The sequence below is a fragment of the Lacticaseibacillus zeae DSM 20178 = KCTC 3804 genome, from assembly GCF_000260435.1.
In the GTDB taxonomy this organism is placed as follows: Bacteria; Bacillota; Bacilli; order Lactobacillales; family Lactobacillaceae; genus Lacticaseibacillus; species Lacticaseibacillus zeae.
The window spans coordinates 1-21,043 of sequence record NZ_BACQ01000014.1 but is presented as its reverse complement, the minus strand read 5'-3'; the positions used below and the strand labels follow the sequence as shown (position 1 = coordinate 21,043).

16 protein-coding genes and 1 pseudogene are annotated in these 21,043 nt (G+C 48.5%); 16 read left to right on the top strand and 1 reads right to left on the bottom strand.

Annotation, left to right across the window (positions count from 1 at the left end):
- The first annotated feature begins 1 nt into the window (after nucleotide 1).
- From GSO_RS02470 to holA, 11 genes and pseudogenes are all read left to right on the top strand, one after another.
- Nucleotides 2-781 carry an inositol monophosphatase family protein gene (locus GSO_RS02470; RefSeq protein ID WP_010488591.1) on the top strand — a complete coding sequence of 260 codons (780 nt, stop codon included), beginning with the start codon at nucleotides 2-4 and terminating at the stop codon, nucleotides 779-781.
- Between the two features lie 268 nt (nucleotides 782-1,049).
- On the top strand, nucleotides 1,050-2,894 hold the full coding sequence (typA, locus tag GSO_RS02465; protein WP_010488589.1) for a translational GTPase TypA: 1,845 nt from the start codon (nucleotides 1,050-1,052) through the stop codon (nucleotides 2,892-2,894).
- Nucleotides 2,895-3,182: 288 nt separating this feature from the next.
- Nucleotides 3,183-4,355, top strand: coding sequence for an FtsW/RodA/SpoVE family cell cycle protein (locus tag GSO_RS02460; protein WP_044112497.1), 1,173 nt, complete (start codon nucleotides 3,183-3,185; stop codon nucleotides 4,353-4,355).
- Nucleotides 4,348-7,785, top strand: a complete 3,438-nt coding sequence (locus GSO_RS02455) for a pyruvate carboxylase (RefSeq protein ID WP_010488585.1) — start codon at nucleotides 4,348-4,350, stop codon at nucleotides 7,783-7,785. The genes GSO_RS02460 and GSO_RS02455 overlap by 8 nt, the downstream gene beginning before the upstream one ends.
- A gap of 17 nt (nucleotides 7,786-7,802) precedes the next feature.
- On the top strand, nucleotides 7,803-8,150 hold the full coding sequence (locus GSO_RS02450; RefSeq protein WP_010488583.1) for a YlbG family protein: 348 nt from the start codon (nucleotides 7,803-7,805) through the stop codon (nucleotides 8,148-8,150).
- On the top strand, nucleotides 8,137-8,703 hold the full coding sequence (rsmD, locus tag GSO_RS02445; protein ID WP_010488580.1) for a 16S rRNA (guanine(966)-N(2))-methyltransferase RsmD: 567 nt from the start codon (nucleotides 8,137-8,139) through the stop codon (nucleotides 8,701-8,703). Before GSO_RS02450 ends, rsmD begins: the two co-directional genes overlap by 14 nt.
- Complete coding sequence (gene coaD / locus GSO_RS02440; protein ID WP_010488579.1) at nucleotides 8,696-9,199, top strand: pantetheine-phosphate adenylyltransferase; 504 nt, start codon at nucleotides 8,696-8,698, stop codon at nucleotides 9,197-9,199. The genes rsmD and coaD overlap by 8 nt, the downstream gene beginning before the upstream one ends.
- Nucleotides 9,177-10,265, top strand: a complete 1,089-nt coding sequence (locus tag GSO_RS02435) for a SepM family pheromone-processing serine protease (RefSeq protein WP_010488577.1) — start codon at nucleotides 9,177-9,179, stop codon at nucleotides 10,263-10,265. Before coaD ends, GSO_RS02435 begins: the two co-directional genes overlap by 23 nt.
- Before the next feature lie 258 nt (nucleotides 10,266-10,523).
- Nucleotides 10,524-11,006, top strand: a pseudogene (locus GSO_RS02430) (ComEA family DNA-binding protein); the annotation flags it as partial.
- The gene (locus tag GSO_RS02425) at nucleotides 11,003-13,207 is read left to right on the top strand and encodes a ComEC/Rec2 family competence protein (protein WP_010488573.1); all 2,205 of its coding nucleotides are present in this window, start codon (nucleotides 11,003-11,005) and stop codon (nucleotides 13,205-13,207) included. The pseudogene GSO_RS02430 and the gene GSO_RS02425, both read left to right, overlap by 4 nt.
- On the top strand, nucleotides 13,194-14,261 hold the full coding sequence (gene holA / locus GSO_RS02420) for a DNA polymerase III subunit delta (protein WP_010488571.1): 1,068 nt from the start codon (nucleotides 13,194-13,196) through the stop codon (nucleotides 14,259-14,261). The genes GSO_RS02425 and holA overlap by 14 nt, the downstream gene beginning before the upstream one ends.
- Before the next feature lie 148 nt (nucleotides 14,262-14,409).
- On the opposite strand, the gene rpsT is transcribed toward holA, so the two are convergent.
- Entirely contained in the window at nucleotides 14,410-14,664 is a 255-nt protein-coding gene (rpsT, locus tag GSO_RS02415; RefSeq protein WP_010488569.1) for a 30S ribosomal protein S20, read from the bottom strand.
- 247 nt (nucleotides 14,665-14,911) lie between these two features.
- Between rpsT and rpsO the strand changes: the two genes are divergently transcribed.
- From rpsO to tuf, 5 genes are all read left to right on the top strand, one after another.
- Entirely contained in the window at nucleotides 14,912-15,181 is a 270-nt protein-coding gene (gene rpsO, locus GSO_RS02410) for a 30S ribosomal protein S15 (protein WP_005685642.1), read from the top strand.
- Nucleotides 15,182-15,626: 445 nt separating this feature from the next.
- A complete protein-coding gene (locus tag GSO_RS02405) occupies nucleotides 15,627-16,316 on the top strand; it encodes a hypothetical protein (protein ID WP_010488559.1) in 690 nt (229 codons plus the stop codon).
- Between the two features lie 311 nt (nucleotides 16,317-16,627).
- Nucleotides 16,628-18,310: a ribonuclease J gene (locus GSO_RS02400; RefSeq protein WP_010488557.1), complete on the top strand. Its 1,683-nt coding sequence runs from the start codon at nucleotides 16,628-16,630 to the stop codon at nucleotides 18,308-18,310.
- 83 nt (nucleotides 18,311-18,393) lie between these two features.
- Nucleotides 18,394-19,299: a hypothetical protein gene (locus tag GSO_RS02395; protein WP_010488556.1), complete on the top strand. Its 906-nt coding sequence runs from the start codon at nucleotides 18,394-18,396 to the stop codon at nucleotides 19,297-19,299.
- Nucleotides 19,300-19,516: 217 nt separating this feature from the next.
- Complete coding sequence (gene tuf / locus GSO_RS02390; protein WP_010488554.1) at nucleotides 19,517-20,707, top strand: elongation factor Tu; 1,191 nt, start codon at nucleotides 19,517-19,519, stop codon at nucleotides 20,705-20,707.
- Nucleotides 20,708-21,043 lie beyond the last annotated feature (336 nt).

The following is a 21,043-nucleotide window of genomic DNA, read 5'->3' as shown; positions in this document are numbered from 1 at the left end:
TATGACGCAAGATCCAGAAAAAATCCGGCAGACACTGATCAGCTGGTTTGCTGAGAGTCGTAAGCAAATTTTGGCGGCAATGGCGAAACCGTTGGACGTGGCCCGTAAAAGTAACCGCAATGATTTAGTGACTAATGTTGATAAAGCCAACCAGAAATTTTTAATCAATCACATTAAGACTGATTACCCTGAAGCAGGCATCATCGGCGAGGAAGGCCATGCTCATGATGATACGGATCTCAGCGGTTTGGTCTTTTTTGTCGATCCGATTGATGGGACGATGAATTTTGTCAAACAACAGGCTCATTTTGCGATCATGATTGGGGTTTATCGTGATGGACAACCGGTTGTCGGGGCAATTATGGACGTCATGCGTAATGAGGTGCTGAGTGGCGGACCGGAAATGCCCGTTACGTTTGCTGGACGAACATTGACAAAATTACCGGATTTGCAACTGAAAGACGGGTTGTTGGGTGTGACCGGTCCGATGACAATCAAGAATCGTCTGCACCTAGGTGATATTGCGTTGGCGAGTTCCGGGCCAAGAATGAGTGGCAGTGCCGGCATGGAGTTTATCGAAATCGCGTTAGGCCGACAACTTGGCTACGTTTCATATTTACAGCCTTGGGACGTGGCGGCTGGCATGGCGATTACAAAGGGGCTGGGCGTTCAATTCAGTCGCGAAGACGGTTCTCCGATTGATTTGCGCCAGCCAGGTGTCGTTGTGGCTGCCACGCCGCAAGCGCATCGCACGATTCTCACAATGATGGCTGGCAAGTGATCTCAAGCCACAATAAGTAGCGTTCACAAACGAGCAACGACGACCGGCGACTAATCGAGACGCCGGTTTTTCGTCTATTTATTAGCCTAACAGCGGTTCTTTTACGAAAATTCAGCTAAAATAGCTGCGTGAAGCAATTCACTTTTCAGAAAATCCAGACAGATTGGGTAGAGTGTGTTATAATTCAAAATCGTATAACTGTGTCAGTTGCTGGCACTTTTTTAATGTGGTAAGCGGCCTGTAGTGCCAGCAGAAAGGAAGTAGAAACGTGAAAACACGTGACGATATTCGCAATATTGCGATCATTGCCCACGTTGACCATGGTAAGACAACTTTGGTTAACGAGATGCTTAAACAATCGGATACACTTGATCAACACATTCAATTACAAGATCGGGCGATGGATACCAACGCCATTGAAAAGGAACGTGGTATCACCATCCTGAGTAAAAACACGGCGGTGAAGTATGGCGACACAACGATCAACATTCTTGATACCCCGGGACATGCCGACTTTGGCGGTGAAGTAGAACGGGTTATGAAGATGGTTGACGGGGTTTTGCTGGTTGTCGATGCCTTTGAAGGCCCGATGCCGCAAACGCGCTTTGTTTTGAAGAAGGCGTTGGAACAGCATTTGACGCCAATCGTAGTTATCAACAAGGTTGACCGTCCGGGTGCTCGTCCGGAAGAAGTCGTGGACGAAGTACTTGAATTGTTCATCGAATTAGGTGCCGATGACGCCCAATTGGAATTTCCTGTGGTCTATGCTTCCGCCGTTAACGGGACTTCCAGCATGGATTCCGATCTGTCAACGCAAAAGCACACGATGAACCCGCTTTTTGATACCATTATCAAAACAATTCCTGCGCCAATCGATAATAGTGACGAACCGTTGCAATTCCAGGTGGCAATGCTGGATTATAACGATTATGTTGGCCGAATCGGTATTGGCCGGATTTTCCGCGGCAAAATTAAAATCGGCGACAATGTTACCGTTATGAAATTGGATGGTTCGCAAAAGAACTTCCGCGTGACGAAATTATTTGGTTTCTTCGGGTTAACCCGGACTGAAATCAATTCCGCCAAAGCCGGAGATCTGATTGCCGTTTCCGGGATGGATGACATTTTTGTCGGTGAAACCGTGACGGCTGCCGACACGCCAGAAGCGTTACCGATTTTGCGGATTGACGAACCGACGCTGCAAATGATGTTTGTGGCCAATGACAGCCCGTTTGCCGGTCGCGAAGGTAAAAATGTCACTGCGCGCAAACTGGAAGAACGCTTGAAGTCCCAGCTGCAGACCGATGTGTCGCTACGTGTTGACGATACCGATCAGGCTGGTGCCTGGATGGTTTCCGGTCGTGGGGAACTGCATCTGTCCATTTTGGTTGAAGAAATGCGGCGTGAAGGATTCGAGCTACAACTCGGCCGGCCAGAAGTTATCTATCGCGATATCGATGGCGTGATGATGGAACCGTTTGAAAACGTACAGATCGATACGCCGGAACAATATACCGGTACGGTTATCGATGCGATGAGCCAGCGTAAAGGCGAAATGCAGAATATGGAAAATGAAGGCAACGGGCAGACCCGCCTCACTTTCCTGGCACCTTCCCGTGGCTTAATCGGCTACTCGACTGAATTTCTGTCATCCACTGGCGGTTACGGGATCATGAACCACACCTTCGAAAAGTATGCGCCGGTTATCAAGAACTGGGAACCTGGTCGTACTCAAGGCGCTTTGGTTTCGATCAACGCCGGTACTGCTACCACTTATAGCTTGCAGTCGGTTGAAGATCGTGGGCAATTGTTCATCAATGCCGGAACCGAAGTTTATGAAGGCATGATTGTTGGCCAAAACTCCCGCGAAAATGACATTGCTGTCAATGTCACCAAGGGGAAGAACCTGACCAATACACGTGCTGCCGGGAAAGACCACGCAGCTGCGATCAAGACGCCAAAGAAAATGACGCTTGAAGAATCCATTGAATTCTTGAATGATGATGAATACTGCGAAGTAACGCCAAAGAACATTCGCTTGCGTAAGAAGATCCTGAACACAGGCGAACGTCAAAAGGCAGCCAAGCGTAAGAAGATTGCTGCATCCAAATAGTCTATTTTCTGAAAACCGCCAATTTTGGCGGTTTTTTCTTTGGCATAAATAGGCGAGTAGTGCAGTGAAAAAATGGTAATTGCCTGCAGCGAAGCCGACAAACTGGCTGTTTTCGAACCGTCCTGTTGCACTAATTCAGAAAAAACAGCTGCCGATTCTCACGTTTGGTATGCATAAAATTAAGTTAAAACAAATTAAACTTAGCAATAACTGTCTTTAAAGCGCCTTGGCGGGTGTAGTCGGTATGCTATAATAAATCCAATCATTGCTTGAAAGGCCGCGTTTTTCTTGAGGAAAAAATTACGCCATGTGGATTACTTCATTTTGGTACCCTATCTGGTTCTGTGTGCCATCGGGATCGTGATGGTTTATTCCGCTAGCGCTTATTGGGTGCAGCGGCAATATGGTGCCGCAGAAACTAAATACTTATTGCAACAAATTGTTTTTGTGGTGCTCGGGATCGGAACCGTGTTCTTCTTTGACAATATGGCCCTTAAGATTTTGCGTAATCGCTGGGTGCTATTTGTCTTGATGTCGGGTTTGTTTGTCATGTTGGTGTACCTAATCATACACGGACGGGCGGTTAACGGGGCCGCCGCATGGATTTCCATTGGCAGTTTTCGCTTGCAACCGTCCGAGTTTGCCAAAATGATTTTGATTTTTTATCTGGCCCATATGTTGACGTCGCGCGAGGACAGTTTTCGGCAGGAAAATTTTCGGCTGCGTCAGATGTGGCAGCCGCTATTTATTGCCGGTATGATGATGTTGCTGGTTTTCGTCGAACCGGATACTGGCGGTTTCGCCATTCTCTTTTTGATCACGCTGGTGGTGGTGATGTCTAGTGGGATTCCAATGCGCTATGGCTTACTTTGGCTGGTTGCGCTGATTGCGACAGGGGTCTTGGGGTATTACATTGTGTCGCATTATCACTTCCCGGGGCTGGAGCATAATTATGCTTATCAGCGGTTGGTCGCTGCCATTCATCCTTTTGAAAAAGCAAATGCGGCTGGTAATCAGGTGGTCAATTCGCTGTATGCCATTAATCATGGTGGCTTCTTCGGCGTGGGTTTGGGGATGAGCAGTCAAAAACTGGGGTATCTACCTGAACCTTATACTGATTTCATTTTGGCTGTCATTGCAGAAGAGCTGGGCTTAGTCGGCACGGTGGTCATACTGGGCTTACTGTTCTTCTTGGTGATGCGGTTTTATTTGATTGGCATTCGTTCCAAAAATACGTATCACACACTGATTGCTTATGGCATTGCGACCATGATGCTGGTTCAAACGGTTTTCAATGTCGGCGCCGTCGCCGGTGTATTGCCGGTCACCGGAGTCACGTTGCCGTTTATCAGTTATGGCGGCTCAAGTATGATTGTTTTGTCGATGGCAGTCGGGATTATGCTCAATATCAGTTATCATAGCGAACGTACGCAACGAAAGGTAGAGAAAACGCATGCATAAAGTTTTAGTCGCGAATCGTGGCGAAATCGCCATTCGGATTTTCCGTGCCTGTGAGGAGCTGGGCCTCAAGACCGTTGGCATTTTTGCCAAGGAAGATGCCTTGTCGATTCACCGGTTCAAAGCTCAAGAAAGTTACCAAGTAGGCGCAGGCAAGGCACCCATTGCCGCTTATCTGGATATGGATGATATCATTCGCATTGCCAAACAAAGCGGGGCGGATGCGATCCATCCCGGCTATGGGTTGCTTTCTGAAAACGCAACGTTTGCCCGTAAAGTTCGGGCTGCGGGTTTGACGTTTGTTGGCCCCCGATCGGAGTTGCTTGATGTGTTCGGCGATAAAGTGGCAGCGAAAGAAGCAGCCCATAAGGCCGGGTTGGCGACGATCCCGGGAACACCTGAGCCAACACGTGACTTCAGCGAAATTCAGGATTTTACCGCAACACACGGTTTCCCGGTGATGCTTAAAGCAGCCAGCGGTGGTGGCGGTAAAGGCATGCGTATCGTTCACTCCAAGGCAGAGCTGGAAGCAGTGTATCAAAATGCGGTTAATGAAGCCAAGGCTAGTTTTGGCGATGATCGCATGTACGTCGAAAAATACATTGCCTCGGCTAAACACGTTGAGGTGCAGGTACTGGGCGATGAACACGGACATCTTTTGCATCTTTTTGAACGTGACTGCTCAGTCCAGCGCCGCCAGCAAAAAGTCGTCGAAATTGCGCCGGCAGTTGCTTTGCCGGTCGCTTTGCGTGCGAAAATCTGCCAAAGTGCCGTGGACTTGATGGCCAGCCTGCATTATGAAAACGCCGGAACCGTTGAATTTCTGGTTGACGGCGATCAGTATTACTTTATTGAAGTTAACCCCCGTGTTCAGGTAGAGCATACGATTACGGAACTCATCACAGGTGTCGATATTGTTCAGTCGCAATTGCGCATTGCTGCGGGAGCGGATTTGTTTGCCGATTTGCACCTGCCGCAGCAAGACGAGCTGCGTGAAAATGGCGCTGCAATTCAGTGCCGGATTACGACCGAAGATCCGGAAAACAATTTTATGCCGGATACCGGAACCATCAATACTTATCGTTCTCCGGGTGGTTTTGGCATTCGGTTGGATGTCGGCAATGCTTATGCCGGCGCCGTCGTCAGCCCTTATTTTGACTCTTTATTGGTCAAAGCCAGCGTCCATGCGCCGAATTTCCCGGCGGCAATTGCCAAAATGCAACGCGCTTTACACGAATTTCAAATTACCGGCGTTAAAACCAACGTTGCTTTCTTAGAGCATCTATTGGCTACTAAAACCTTCCGAACAGGTGAGGCAGAAACAGCATTCATTGACGCCCATCCTGAGTTGTTGCAGGTGCAAGCCAAGCCAGATCTGGCCTCCCGGTTATTGTGGTATATCGGTGATGTCACGATCAACGGGTTTAAAGGCGTTGAGCGCCAAACGCAAAAATATTATCCGGAGCTGCAATACGATAGCCATTTTCCAACAGCCAAGCCGCAGAATGATTTAGTGGCACTGCTTAAGGACAAGGGTGCAAATGGCGTTACTGATTGGGTAAAAGACCATCAACGGCTGTTGTTGACGGATACGACTTTTCGCGATGCCCACCAGAGTCTGTTTGCTACCCGCATGCGGACTCGCGATATGCTGACGGTCGCTAAGGATATGGGCAACGGCTTGCCTAATCTGTTTTCGATGGAAGTATGGGGTGGTGCGACGTTTGATGTTGCTTACCGCTTCTTGAATGAAGATCCGTGGGTCCGATTGAAAAAACTGCGCGCAGCATTACCGCATACGTTGTTACAGATGCTGTTCCGTGGCAGTAATGCCGTTGGTTATCAGAACTACCCTGACAATGTGATTAAAGCCTTCATTCAACAAGCAGCTGATGATGGTGTTGATATTTTCCGGATATTTGACAGTCTGAACTGGCTGCCGCAAATGACACTGAGCATTGACACGGTCAAACAAACCGGTAAACTTGCGGAAGCAACCATGTGTTACACCGGCGATATTTTAAGCGATGCCCATCCAAAATATCAATTGGCTTATTATGTGGCACTGGCCAAGCAACTTGTTGATGCCGGCGCGGATATGATTGCGATTAAAGATATGGCGGGACTGCTTAAACCACAGGCGGCATCAGTCTTGATTGGTGCGCTAAAAGATGCTGTTTCGGTACCGATTCATTTGCATACCCACGATACAACCGGCAACGGCATTGCTACTTACTTGGCAGCCACGCACGCTGGGGTCGACATTGTCGATGTCGCCCAAAGCAGCTTTTCGGGGACAACCAGTCAGCCAAGTCTGGAAAGTCTCTACTATGCTTTGAGTGGCGATCAGCGTCAGCCTGAAGTGGCGATTGAAAAAGCCCAGTCGTTGGATCGTTATTTTCAGGCAATCCGGCCTTACTATGCCGACTTTGGCAACGGCGTGACCGGTCCGCTGACCGATATTTACACCGTTCAGATGCCAGGTGGCCAGTACAGTAACTTGCAACAGCAAGCCCGCAGTATGGGCATTACGGACTTTGAAGCCGTGAAGGCCATGTATGCGCAAGTCAATACGTTATTCGGCGATATCATTAAGGTAACCCCGTCGTCAAAAGTGGTTGGCGATATGGCGCTGTTTATGTTGCAGAATCACTTAACCCCAGAGATGGTCAGGGACCATGGCGAACAATATGATTTTCCGGCATCCGTGGTTGCCTTTTTCAAAGGCGATTTAGGCCAACCGGTTGGCGGTTTTCCCAAGGAATTGCAGGAAAAAGTTCTCAAAGGACAAAAGCCGCTGACTGTCAGACCGGGTCAACTGGCTAAACCGGTAGATTTCGACGCTGTTCGGCAGGAGCTGATCGCGGCGGGTGTGGCTGAACCAAGTTCTGAAGAAGTTTTGAGTGCCATTTTATATCCGGATGTTTTCAAAGCCTTTGTTCGCAAGCAGAAGCAGATCGGACCGGTCACCAAACTCGACTCGCCTTCTTATTTCCAGGGGATGCGAATTGGCGAAACCGTTTCGGTGCCGATCAAGGCCGGTAAGACGCTGATTATTCAGTTGAATGCGATCGGGACGGCAGATGCCAGTGGCATGAAGACCCTTTATTTCACGGTTGATGGGCAAAAACAGGAAATCCAGATTCGCGATGCCCATCAAAAGAGTGCCGGATTGCAGCATCAGCTAGCAGAACCGACCGACAAGAACCAAATTGGTGCACCAATGGCCGGCAAAATTGTTTCAGTCGCAATAAAACAAGGGCAGCAGGTTGCAAAAGGTGATGCTTTGTTTGTCATTGAAGCCATGAAAATGGAAACAACGGTCCACGCACCATTTGCCGGTACTGTTACCCACCTGTATGTTGAAGCAGGTGCATTAATTAAAAGTCAGGAACTGTTGGCCAAGCTTCAGCCCGGTGCCACCAAGCAGTGAGTTTAGAAGGTGAAAGCATGTTTTCAATGAAACAGCGGCAGGGCCTAGTTGTTTGGGTGTATTCACTTAAGCAACTTAAGACGCTGCGGCGCTACGGCACTATCATGTATGTTTCGCGGCGCATGAAATACGTTTATTTGTATATGGATCGCGACGAAATTACGGCAGCGAGCAATAAATTAAGTAAGTTGCGGTTTGTCAAACGTGTCGAACCGTCGCATCGTCCGGAATTAAAAACCGAATTCGGCAGCGATATCGGTAAATTCAAGCCGACAGAAGAAGATCTGGAAACCAAAGCAAAGCAGCGGCGGCGCGACCGGATGACAACCGATAAGCCAAAAGGGGATCATCATGCGAGTCATTAGCGGAGCTTTTCGCGGCTTGCGATTGAACGCGGTTCCGGGTAACCAGACGCGACCGACAGCCGATAAAGTTAAAGAATCCATGTTTAATATGCTTGGACCATATTTTGATGGCGGCCATGCTCTTGATTTATATGCAGGTACCGGGGCACTGGGAATCGAAGCGGTGTCACGCGGGATGCACGATGCTGTTTTAGTGGATCGCCAATATGCAGCGATCAAAACGATCAAGGCCAATGTGGCACTGACCAAACATCCGGAAAGTTTTACGATCTTGAAGATGCCCGTGGCCAAAGCAATCGACCATTTTGCTGCTGCTGAGCAATCGTTTGATCTCATTTTGATGGATCCGCCTTATGCGCAACAACATGTGATCGCCCAGTTAGCTGCATTTGTCAGTGGTGATCTCTTGGTACCCGGCGGCCGGGTCTTGGTTGAAACCGGACTGGATGTCGTTTATCCAGAGGTCATTTCCGGATACACCAAACTGCGGCGCCAGACCTATGGCGTGGCGCAGGTTTTGATTTTAGAGCGAAACGAGGAAGATCATGACTAAAAAAATCGCTGTATTTCCCGGTAGTTTTGATCCGTTTACGAATGGTCATTTGGACACTGTTTTGCGGGCTAGTCGTTTGTTTGATGAAGTGGTCGTGGCGGCGATGACGAATACCAGCAAAAAGGCACTTTTCTCAAGTGATGAAAAATTGGCATTGATCGCGGCCAGTACTGCCGACTTGCCAAATGTCAAAGCAGTAGCGGCACCTAGACGTTTGACGGTTGAATTTGCCAAGTCCATTGGCGCCCAGTTTATTATTCGTGGCATTCGCAACGTTGCGGACTTCGGCTATGAGGCTGATATTGCCACGGTTAATCATGACTTGGACAATCAGATTGAAACGGTCTTTTTGCTCGCGGATAAGCAGTATGACGCCTTGTCCAGTACGATTATCAAGGAAGTCGCGGCGTTTGGTGGCGACATTCATCGGTTTGTGCCGGCGCCAGTCGAAAAGGCCTTATACAAGAAACTAGGTGAGCCTCATCAAGCCAACTAATCGGTTAAAACAGAAAAAACGCTGGCGGTGGCTCATTGGTATTTTGGTTGGCGTTATCGTGCTAGCGGCGCTTCTTTTCTTCCCGACGAACTATTATCTGGAAGTGCCGGGCTCGGCGGAGTCGTTGAAGCCTTATGTTAAGGTCACCGGCAGTAAGGATAATGCCAAGGGGAGTTATATGTTAACGACGGTGGGCGTGGTCGGTCCCGCCTCACCCGCGTTATTACTGTTTAGCAAAACGCAGGCCCACACCGATATTGTCTCCAAGCAAGATTTGATGGGCAATGACAGTAGCGCCGAATACGATCAGTTGCAGGCCTATTATATGAAAAGTGCTGCCAATAATGCGGTCGCAGCAGCGTTCAAAGCTGCCAAGAAACCGTATCAGATCCACCATCGCGGCATTTATGTGATGTCGATTTTACCGCAGTCGCCTTTCAAGGGAAAATTGGCCCTCGGTGACACCATTACCAAATTAAATGGTAAATCATATAAAACTGCCGACGCTTATGTGAATGCGATTAAATCGCAAAAAGTGGGCACGGCCATTACGCTGACGTATCAACATCAAGGTAAGACCAAACAGGCCACAGCAAAGTTGATTCGTTTGCCGCAGACGAAGCGCGCCGGCATCGGCATCACGCTGACCGAGAATACGTCAGTTACCAGTGATCCTAAAGTTAAGATTGATGCGGGGAATATCGGTGGACCGAGTGCCGGAACGATGTTTGCCTTACAGATCTATACCCAGATCACTCATCAGAATCTGCGCCGCGGGCATGTGATTGCCGGAACCGGCACCATCGATCCAGCGGGTCACGTTGGCCAAATCGGCGGCATCGATAAGAAAGTGGTCGCCGCGGATGCCAAGGGGGCCAAAGTTTTCTTTGCCCCGAATCAGCCTGCCACCAAAAAGCTGAAGCATTATGATCCGAATTATGTCAACAACTATACGGAAGCGGTGCAGACTGCTAAGCAAATTAAGACCAAAATGAAAATCGTACCGGTCAAGACTTTAAGTGATGTGATTCGATATATGGAAAACTATTCGAAAACCGCCGAGTAGCTTTATGCGTTTGAAACGGGAACTGTCAATTTGGCAGTTCTTTTTAGATGGCTTGCGTAATGTGTTGTTGAGGTGAGAAAAATGACGACACTGACGTATTGGCTCAAAACATATTGGTACGCGCCTTTGATTATCGTCATTGGCGGGTTCTTTTTTTGGCAACAAGCACAAGGTAGCTCGGCCAGCCAGCCACTGTCCGAGAATGTGCGTGCAAGCGGCAGTTCCCAGGTGATGATGTCCGGTTCTTCTGGCAGCGCAAGCAGTCGCAGTCGGCCAGCACAAGGATTTGTACATCTCAAAGGGGCAGTCTTGCGTCCCGGTATTTATCCGGTTCGGGAAAACACGCGGTGGGATGAGGTCGTCAAAGCTGCCGGTGGGTTGACGGCCAATGCCGATATGCAACAGGTTAATTTAGCCAAGATTGCCAGTGACCAGGAAAGCCTGCATGTACCGGAAAAAGGGGAGACGGTTGCTGCGCCGGCTACAACGGCAACTTCCGGGGTTGCTTCAAGCGGCGAATCGAAAGCTCAAGCCGGTAGCGGTGGTGCTATTGATCTTAATAAAGCAGACGCAACCCAGCTGCAAACGATTAGCGGAATCGGACCGAAAAAGGCGGCCGATATTATTAATTATCGGGATAGTCACGGCGGCTTTAAAGAGATTGCCGAGCTCAAGGAGGTTCCGGGAATCGGCGATAAAACGTTTGAAACCTTGGCACCACAGTTTACGCTGGGACCATGAGCGGTCGGCTTATTTTGGTGACAGTTGCTTTACTTGCTGGTATCATAGGCGGCATCGGGTTTTGGTGGGTGACGGGGTTATTGGTCATTTGGCTGATTATTAAAACGGATCGAACGATTTCTATTTGTGTTGGTTTGTTTTTCGTGATTGGGTTGGGACGCGGCATTATGGATGTCCTTCAGTGGCGCCATCCGCCCCAACCACATGGCAGTATCGCTATTCCGACATCGGCCATCAAACTTAAAGAGGGTTATGTTAGTTTTATCGGTCGGGCGGCTAACGGCGTCAGTGTCAGCGGTCGTGGTACGGTCTCTCAGGCGGTTGCTGATAAGTTGGCAACGAATGATCAGCCCGTGCGGCTAGAGGGTGCTTACGAAGTTACACGTCTAGCTCCAGCGCGCAATCAGTATGAATTTGATTATGCGACTTATGCGTGGCAGAGTCGGCAACTTGCTTATGAATTAGTTAAACCAACCTTAGATTTTTCATTCCAGCCGAAACGGCAGCTACAGGATGTCATCGACGGTTGGCGCGTTAAGATCTTTGCTTATTTTGCCCAATTGCCGCCTAAGGTACGCCAATATGCAAAGGGACTGTTATTGGGCCAAATGGATGATGACTTTATGACCCAGCGGCAGGCATTTGTCGACTTAGGCGTTTTCCACCTTTTTTCCATATCCGGATTACATCTGTTTGCATTTGTCGCGGCGCTATACTGGTTCGCTGCCCGGCTTCGGATACCTCAAGGCGTTGTTGATTTGGCGCTGATGGGCTTGTTGCCGCTTTTATTGCTCTTGTTGCCATTGGGGGCAGGTTTGTGGCGCGCTGTCTGGATGCGACTAGCCGGCATCGTTAATCGCTATCTTCAGTTAGGCTTTACCGGTCTAGATTTATGTGGCATGGTGCTGATGGTGAATTTAATTTGGCAGCCGCGAATTTTAATGACGATGGGTGGGCAGCTGACTTATTTAATGACCGGTTTACTCATTAGTTTGCCGGCCATGCATAAATGGCAGCTAAATTGGCGGTTGGTTCTGGCTGGTATGCCGGTTATTGCCTGGCATACATTTAGCTTTAATGTACTGACAGTGATTTTTAATTGGTTGTTGATGCCAATTTTTGAACTGGCGATTATGCCTGGTCTGGTTGTGGCTTTGGCATTACCACATTCGGGGCTGACACGCCTTTTCAATGATGCCCTCCAGCTGTTGGAAACTGTGTTGATCGGACTGAGCCGACTGCCGGGACAAATGATCATCGGCGCTTTTCCTAGTTGGTTAGCTGTTGCCGGTGTGCTCGTGATGGCCATTGTCATTACTCGGCAGAAGTGGCCATTAGCCATTAGCTGGTTTTTGGTTGTGCTGGCGTGGTGCTGGTATCAGCCGAATTATCGGGTAGTGATGTTTGATGTGGGTCAAGGGGACGCTATTTTAATCGAAGCGCCTTTTCGCCGTGGCGTGATGTTGATTGATACAGGCGGACGTATCTTTGGCCAAACCAGTCATCCACCTGTTAGCCGAGCAATTGTTCCCTACCTGCATGCGCGCGGATATACGCGGTTAAATACATTGGCCGTGACCCATCCGCATATGGATCATTTGGGAGATGCCCCGTTACTGGCGCGACTCATGCCAATTGATCGCCTAGTCACGACGCCAACTGCGCAGGGTCATCCCATAATTCGCAAGATTCGGCAACGCGTGGCGAAGGTACAAATTGTTACGGCTGATCAGCAGCTTCAGGTGGGCCCGTTACAATTTCAGGTGCTCTGGCCAACGGTAGACGCGCGCCCGAATCCACAAGATAAGAACGCTGATTCGATTGTGCTCTATGGTAAAATAGGCAAAAGTAACTGGTTGTTTACCGGTGATGCGGATCAGGTGATTGAAAGGTCACAAGTTTTACCGCGCCAACTTAAAGCTGATTTTTTAAAAGCAGGGCATCACGGTTCAAAAACTTCCAGTGATCCCGCGGTTGTTGCAAGTTTAGATTTAAAGACAGCGTTAATTTCTGCTGGAGTTGCCAATCGTTATGGCCACCCGCATCGGGAGACACTTGAGACGTTTGCCAAAGCCGGCGTGCCAGCGGTAAGCACGCATGAGCAGGGGATGATATGGGTCGATTCAAGTCCCTATCGGCAAGAAGACAAGTTATTCAGTTGGTTAAAAATAAAGGAGTCTAGGTCACATGCAGGTCCGTGATTTTATCAAACATCTAAAAAATGGCGATCGCCCGCCACTGACGCTCATTCTTGGCGAAGAACAGGCACTGCGCGAACAGGCCCAACAAGCAATTGCTAACATGATTCCTGAAGATCAAAAGGCAATGAACTTTGGTCGTTACGATATGCATCAGACACCTGTGGGCGTGGCTTTAGACGACGCTACTTCGATGCCGTTTTTCGGCGATTATCGCGAAGTAGTGATTGACGCACCTTACTTTTTAACCGGCGAGAAAAGTACGGATAAAATTGATCATGATCTTGCCGGATTACAGGCCTATTTTGAAAATCCCGTGCCGTCAACCATGATGGTGTTGGTGGCACCTTACAAGAAGTTGGATGAACGTAAGCGACTGACGAAAGCACTGAAAAAGTCCGCGTTGATTGTTGACGCGGCGCCACTTGATGAACGGGCTGCCCGCATGGCATTGGCGCAAATTTTCAAGCAACATAAGGTAAGCATTGAAGCGCCAGCACTGGACACACTTGTGCAGCGTACGAATGGCCAGTATTCCATCATGATGGGAGAAGTGCGTAAACTTTTGACTTATGCCAGTGATGGCAGTCCGCTAACCGTTGCGGCGGTCTCGGCACTCGTACCAAAGCAACTCAATGACCGTGTTTTTGATTTGGTCACGGATGTGTTACGCAAACATGCAGCGGATGCTTTGGCATTGTACCGGGATCTGCTTGCCCAGCGAGAAGAGCCGATTCGGTTAAATGCCTTGATGCTTGGCCAATTTCGTTTATTACTGCAAGTTAAGCTGTTGGCACAAAAAGGGTATGGCCAGGGGAATATTGCCACAACGCTTAAGGCGCATCCTTATCGCGTCAAGTTGGCGTTGCGACAAGTTGATCGATTGCCTTACCAACAGCTAGCGCAGGCTTATAGTGGTTTGGTTGATACCGAGACAGCTATGAAAACCGGAACCATTGATAAGGAATTGGCGTTTGAACTTTTTATGCTTAAATATACGGGACAGTCGGCGGCTGGGCATCGTGGTCATCGGCGCGAATCCAATGCGGTACGTTAACCAGACAATGAACGGCATCTAAATAAATCGTGCGGCTCGTTCATTAAGATAGTCGTCATCTGTCAATCAAATGCTTGGCCATCAAAAAAACAGCTACCACGTGTCGAAAAACACATGGTAGCTGTTTTAAATTGGCTTAACGCCTTGATTACTTGTTGAGTAGGGCTGAAAGACGGCTCTTATCGCGGCCGGCCTTGTTCTTTTTGATGAGGCCCTTGCTGTTTGCCATGTCGATGGCACGAGTTGCTGCCTTGTAAAGATCCTGACTGTTGTCAGCATTTTGTTCGGTTGCACTCTTGAACTTCTTAACAGCAGTACGCATTGCGTTCAACTGAGCGATGTTGCGTTCGCGAGCGGCTTCTTGTGTCTTAACACGCTTGATTGCAGATTTGATTTGTGGCATGAGATGTTCACCTCCAACAGTGGATTATGATAAAACTGCATAAGTTTCAACAGACGCTATTATACAGAAGCCAAGCGACCAATGCAATAAAAAGTTGTAAAGGAAAATTGCTTGATAGCTAAAATGACTTGCAATCGCCGGTCAACTCCGGTAAAGTTAGACAGTACTTTGAACCTGATACTTAGTTTGGCGATCCACCGACGCTTTACTCAGTTTCAGGCAATATTCAGAAAGGTGGTACACAACATTGGCAATTGACCAAACTCAAAAGAACGAAATCATTAAGCAATATGCACGACATGATGGTGATACCGGTTCACCAGAGGTTCAGATCGCGGTTTTGACAGCAGAAATTTTGGCATTAAACGATCACTTGTCCGTTCACAAGAAAGATCATCATAGCTACGTCGGCTTGATGAAGAAAATCGGCCATCGTCGTAACTTGCTGGCTTATCTGCGTAACAAAGATATCATCCGCTACCGTGACTTAATCAAGTCATTAGGCCTGCGTCGTTAAGCTATTCACCAAAGGTCGCCTGTTGAGGCGGCCTTTTTTGGTGTGAGCGTGAACCAGCCCGGTTAGAAACCGGAGCATAAGCGGCCTCGAACCTTAATGGCTGGGCTTTGCCATTAAGGTTCGAGGTCCTTATGTGCAGGTTTCTGGGCTGGTGAACGCGTTATGGTAGTAGCAAGGGAAAGCGCGGTTTTGGCCATTTAGCCTTGAGGTCCTTACACGTAGCTTTCTGCGACTGCGAAGCGTTATAGAAATCAGAAGAGGGGTATCGTATCAGGCCTTGAATAGTACACTTTTGCCCTAATTGCAGTTTTTGGCCATTGCGACCAAGGTCTTTATACTCCGGATCCTGCACCCATAAGCGCGTGATGTCATCTTGGCTATTCCTAGGTCAAAATGCTATAACCAACGTAACAGCAAGACAAACCAGCTAAGGAGATGGGCGATTATGTACGAAGAATACCGGCAACGCTATCAAAATCAACTATTACGGGTCACTGTTTTGGGCGCTACCCCAAACAGCGCTTGGGTGCTTGCGGCAATAAACGGTCACTGGGCATTTGTTGCCGTGACCCGCGATGAGCAGGATCAAGTTATTTCGTCTCAAATTGATCCGGCAATTGTGCAGTTGATCCGGCTGATCGCTAACCGGTTGCTCGGATTTAATCCGGACACGTCCATGCTGCCGGAGTCGCTTAAAGCAATGGTAACGGCACTTTCACCTGATGAAGCCAGCCGGCCACGCAAGACTTTCCCGTTGACTTTAATTCGCCAACCTGCTGGCACGTCTCTGGACTTCTGGTCCTTGGGCGAAGCAGCGTTTTTAACGGTGCCTGATCAAAAATTACAACCAGCTGACTTGCGCGCGTGGCTAGTTAATCTGCTGCCGCATGCTCACGGTGTCGGGTTTGGCCCAGTAACCGATCGCGCGGCTTTGGCAGTCATGGCGCTTGATCATGGGCAACAATTTGCTGCTGGCAGTTCGCCTGAAGTTGCCGTGGTTTTAGCGAATGGCCGCGAAGTCGCCGAGTACCATTTGGATGCCGCACAAACTAGCGATGCCGGTTACCAGGCTGCACTTGAAGCGGCCAAGCAAAATCAGGCAACTGTTCGCAGGTTCTTTGCCGACGAAGTGTGAATGGATGGCAGTACAAGCAACTAAAAACGACCATTGAAAAAAGAATGCTAGTAGTCACGTTACATGCCTGTTCGAATAAATCCGTCTTATGTAGCTCGCTGACTTGCTACCAGCTCATCAAACGTTGCTAGGCCGGCAGTTCGGGGAGGCTTTTTGCATTCAAACATCATTGGATCAGGTGCCGGCAATGTCGGTTCTATAGGTTTTCAACGCTTCGTGTGTTACACTGGTAGCAGAATTTATTCGGCGGAAGCATGTTGCAACGCACAGTTGGCAACGATGCTTCCATAATTTAACCACGAGGTGAAACCATGACGAAGATCAATCTGGTCGCTCTTGGTGGGGTACGTGAAAACGGAAAAAACATGTACGCCGTCGAAGTTGACGACCAAATTTTTGTATGCGATTTTGGATTAAAATATCCTGATAATGAGTTACTGGGAATTGATGTTGTTATTCCCGATTTTAGCTACCTAACCGAAAATGCTGATCGCATTGCCGGTATTTTCCTGAGCCACGGGCATGCAGATGCTGTTGGGGCGCTACCGTATTTTCTGGTAGACCATCCCGTACCGGTTTTTGGTTCGGAATTGACGATTGCCATGGCCAAAGTCTTCATGCAGCATGACAGTCAGGCAAAGAAATTTAAGGACTTTCATGTCATTGATGAAAAGTCCGTGATCGATTTTGGCGATGTGTCTGTATCGTTCTTTAAGACCACGCATAGTATCCCGGGTTCTTTGGGGATCGATATTGAAACCAGCGAAGGCCAGATTGTCTACACCGGGGACTTTAAGTTTGACCCAAGTGCAACTCCAATGTATCAAACGGACTGGTCGCGGCTGGCACAGATTGGCAATAAGAAGGTTCTGGCGTTGCTGTCAGACTCAGCCAATGCGGAATCGCCTTATCCGAATGCCAATGAGCATGAAATCTACGACCATATCAAAGAAACATTTGAATATCAGGATGGTCGGATTATTGTGGCAGGGGTTGCCAGCAACATTCAGCGGATTCAGCAAGTCATTAATGCCGCCGCATCACTCGGCCGCAGGGTTGTCTTGACCGGGCGGGATGTCGAAAAGGTGGTTAAGACGGCTATTCGCTTAGGCTATATCAAGCTGCCTAATGACGATATTTTAGCAAAAACCAAGGAATTAAAGGCGTTAGCGCCAGAAAAAACCGTCATTCTCGAAACTGGCCGGATGGGCGAACCGATGAAGTCGCTGCAACGAATGGCAACATCACGCCATCGCCTCATCCACATTCATGACGGCGATCTCGTCTTCATCACGACGACCATTGCTCATGCGATGGAAACCATGGCGGCGCGGACAAAAGATATGATTTATCGCGCTGGTGGGGACGTTAAGGTTTTGGGCGATGATATTCATTCCTCTGGCCATGCTTATAAGAACGATCTTCAATTGATGATCGACCTGTTGAAGCCAGAATATCTGATACCGGTCCAAGGCGAGTATCGGCTGTTGGCGGCGCATGCGGAAATTGCGCATGAAGCCGGGATCCCACTGGCAAATATCTTTATTGTCGGCATGGGCGACATTTTACGCTATGAAAAAGGCCAGATGAATGCTTCCGGTCATGTCAATGCCGGCAACACCATGATCGATGGCATTGGCGTTGGCGACATCGGTAATATTGTGTTGCGCGACCGTAAAATGCTCGCCGAGGATGGCATCTTTATTGCCGTAGTAACGATTGACCGCAAGAAAAAGCGGGTCGTTTCCACGCCTAAAGTAACCAGTCGTGGATTCGTTTATCTGAAAACCAGCCGTGACTTACTTGCGGAAAGTGGCACTTTGGTTACAGAAACAGTTCAAAAGAATCTTGATAATAAGGAGTTCGATTGGACCCATCTTAAACAGGATGTTCGCGATAAGCTCAGCCGCTTCTTGTTTGAGCAAACCAAGCGACGTCCCGCGATTTTACCGGTGATTATGGAAGTTAACCAAAATAGTGCCAAGCGCCAATAGCTAAGTAAAAAAATTCGGAACAGTATCCGGATTTTTTTGTTTAACTTGGAGACAAGTGATTATCAACAAGATAGGAGGATTGTATGGCAAAGATGGTATCATTACCGGACAACGAAAATCGCCACTTTGTTATTGGTGAGAAAGCTCTACAAAAGGGCAACTTTGCCTCAGCAGCCGCACATCTTGAAAAGGCCTATGAGGCGGAGCAGAATTTTGCCATTGCCCGGCCATTAGCGGCCAGTCTGAACGGACTTAAGCAATATCATGAAAGCCTGAATGTGATCCTGCCGCATTACAAGACATTTTTAGAAACCGATGCAGACACCCAACTAGCACTGGAGGCCTGGCTGGGTACATTGAATTTCGTCATGGCGCGGACGATGGTGCGTGAGCTGGAGCCGGAGCGGCGGCAACATTTTCTGAAACAAATCGAAAAGGCTGAAGAACTGGTCTTAAAGCAGCGAGGCGAACAAATTGCCGACTTGGTGAGAAAACTAAGCCATTTAGGCGGCTTTTCACGGCAAGAACAGCAAGATCTGTTCAGCCAGGTCGGACTTCTGCCAAAAGCACAGCTGATTGAAGCCGCGGTACCTGATTTGACCGACTTGTCAGTACCGGTTGCCATGCGTGTCTCATTGTTAGATTTGCTGACAAATGTCGGGTATGATCAACCGGTACAGTATCAAGCTTACGATCGACAGGAGACTCTGATTCCCAGTGAACTGCCGGGGATGGCGGAGGAAACGGCGGGACCGCAGATTCTGGCGCGCCTTCAGGAGGCACTCGGCGATGACGATCAAGAGTTAGGCAAGGCACTTGTCCAGATGGCGCGAGTGCAAGTCGCATTTTTGTATCCGGATATCGAACGTTTGATTCCGGATCAAGCGGCGTTTGTGCAGGCGTACCTTGATCATCATCAGGGAAAAGCAACTGGTTTTGACAAACTTTTCGCATGGCAGGCAGCCGAAACGGCGAAATTGTCCGAATAGGCGAAATGATACGTTTTCACTGTAAATGAAAGAAACTTGACGCTATCTGTTTACAAAGTGAAAATGACCATGTATACTCATTGCTGGAATTCATTTCCAGCGTAGATATTTGTTTTGGTATTTACGCTCAAATGTAGTACACTTAAACGTAAAGGATTATCAGGGTACACAAACGTATCCTGTATTCTTACGAAAAATACAGGAGGTTCGTTTTTTCATGGCTGAAAAAGAACACTATGAACGCACAAAGCCCCACGTAAACATTGGTACGATCGGGCACGTTGACCACGGTAAAACAACATTGACCGCGGCTATTACCAAAGTATTGGCGGAGAAAGGCCTTGCCAAAGCGCAGGACTATGCTTCGATTGATGCTGCACCAGAAGAAAAAGAACGTGGCATCACCATCAACACCGCCCACGTTGAATATGAAACGGAAAAGCGCCACTATGCACATATCGATGCACCAGGGCATGCTGACTACGTTAAGAACATGATCACCGGTGCTGCGCAGATGGACGGTGCGATTCTGGTCGTTGCCGCAACTGATGGCCCAATGCCACAAACACGTGAACACATTCTGTTGGCACGTCAGGTTGGTGTTGATTACATCGTTGTATTCCTGAACAAGACTGATTTGGTTGATGATCCAGAATTGATCGACTTGGTTGAAATGGAAGTTCGGGAACTCCTCAGCGAATACGATTATCCTGGTGATGATATTCCTGTCCTCCGTGGTTCTGCCTTGAAAGCACTTGAAGGCGACAAGGAACAGGAAAAGGTTATCATGGAATTGATGGATACCATCGACGAATATATCCCAACCCCAGTTCGTGAAACCGACAAGCCATTCTTGATGCCTGTTGAAGATGTCTTCACCATCACTGGTCGTGGTACCGTTGCTTCTGGCCGTATCGATCGTGGTACCGTTAAGGTCGGCGACGAAGTTGAAATCATCGGCTTGAAGCCAGATGTTCTCAAGTCCACCGTTACGGGTCTTGAAATGTTCCGTAAGACCTTGGATCTTGGTGAAGCCGGCGATAACGTTGGTGTTCTGCTTCGTGGGATCAACCGTGACCAAGTTGAACGTGGTCAGGTTCTGGCAAAGCCAGGTTCCATCCAGTTGCACAACAAGTTTAAGGGTGAAGTTTATATCTTGACAAAAGAAGAAGGTGGCCGTCATACGCCATTCTTCTCCAACTATCGTCCGCAGTTCTACTTCCACACCACCGATGTTACCGGTGTGATCGAATTGCCAGAAGGCGTTGAAATGGTTATGCCTGGCGATAACGTTACTTTCGAAGTTGACCTGATTGCTCCGGTCGCTATCGAAAAAGGTACCAAGTTCACCGTTCGTGAAGGCGGTCGTACTGTTGGCGCCGGCGTTGTTTCCGAAATTCTTGACTAATTTCTGAATAAACGTTTCAAGTCCGCAAGCTTGCTTGTGGGCTTTTTTTGTTGAGCGCGTTATAGAAAGCGAAAGTCAACCGCCCCATTGCCCAAATAGAATAATCCCCATCGAGCCGCGCCAAATTTTGGCCATTGCGTCCAAGGTCCTTACAAGTAGGTTTCTGGGCTGGCGAACGCGTTATAGAAAGCGCACATAAGATACTTAATTGCCTCAAATAGAATAGCTCCTTTTAACGTATCTATGGACGTGACGACCACAAACCTTCACGCAAACTCGTACGTCAGCGAAAAAATACCTATTTCAAACAACTAAAAAAATCTCAAGTCGAGTAAG

Bases quoted from the DNA above. Each gene is read 5' to 3' on its own strand.
- GSO_RS02405 (WP_010488559.1), top strand. From the start codon at position 15,627: ATGTACGAAGAATACCGGCAACGCTATCAAAATCAACTATTACGGGTC.
- GSO_RS02400 (WP_010488557.1), top strand. From the start codon at position 16,628: ATGACGAAGATCAATCTGGTCGCTCTTGGTGGGGTACGTGAAAACGGA.
- rpsT (WP_010488569.1), bottom strand. From the start codon at position 14,664: ATGCCACAAATCAAATCTGCAATCAAGCGTGTTAAGACACAAGAAGCC.
- GSO_RS02455 (WP_010488585.1), top strand. From the start codon at position 4,348: ATGCATAAAGTTTTAGTCGCGAATCGTGGCGAAATCGCCATTCGGATT.
- tuf (WP_010488554.1), top strand. From the start codon at position 19,517: ATGGCTGAAAAAGAACACTATGAACGCACAAAGCCCCACGTAAACATT.
- coaD (WP_010488579.1), top strand. From the start codon at position 8,696: ATGACTAAAAAAATCGCTGTATTTCCCGGTAGTTTTGATCCGTTTACG.
- holA (WP_010488571.1), top strand. From the start codon at position 13,194: ATGCAGGTCCGTGATTTTATCAAACATCTAAAAAATGGCGATCGCCCG.
- GSO_RS02425 (WP_010488573.1), top strand. From the start codon at position 11,003: ATGAGCGGTCGGCTTATTTTGGTGACAGTTGCTTTACTTGCTGGTATC.
- rsmD (WP_010488580.1), top strand. From the start codon at position 8,137: ATGCGAGTCATTAGCGGAGCTTTTCGCGGCTTGCGATTGAACGCGGTT.
- GSO_RS02470 (WP_010488591.1), top strand. From the start codon at position 2: ATGACGCAAGATCCAGAAAAAATCCGGCAGACACTGATCAGCTGGTTT.
- GSO_RS02450 (WP_010488583.1), top strand. From the start codon at position 7,803: ATGTTTTCAATGAAACAGCGGCAGGGCCTAGTTGTTTGGGTGTATTCA.
- GSO_RS02395 (WP_010488556.1), top strand. From the start codon at position 18,394: ATGGCAAAGATGGTATCATTACCGGACAACGAAAATCGCCACTTTGTT.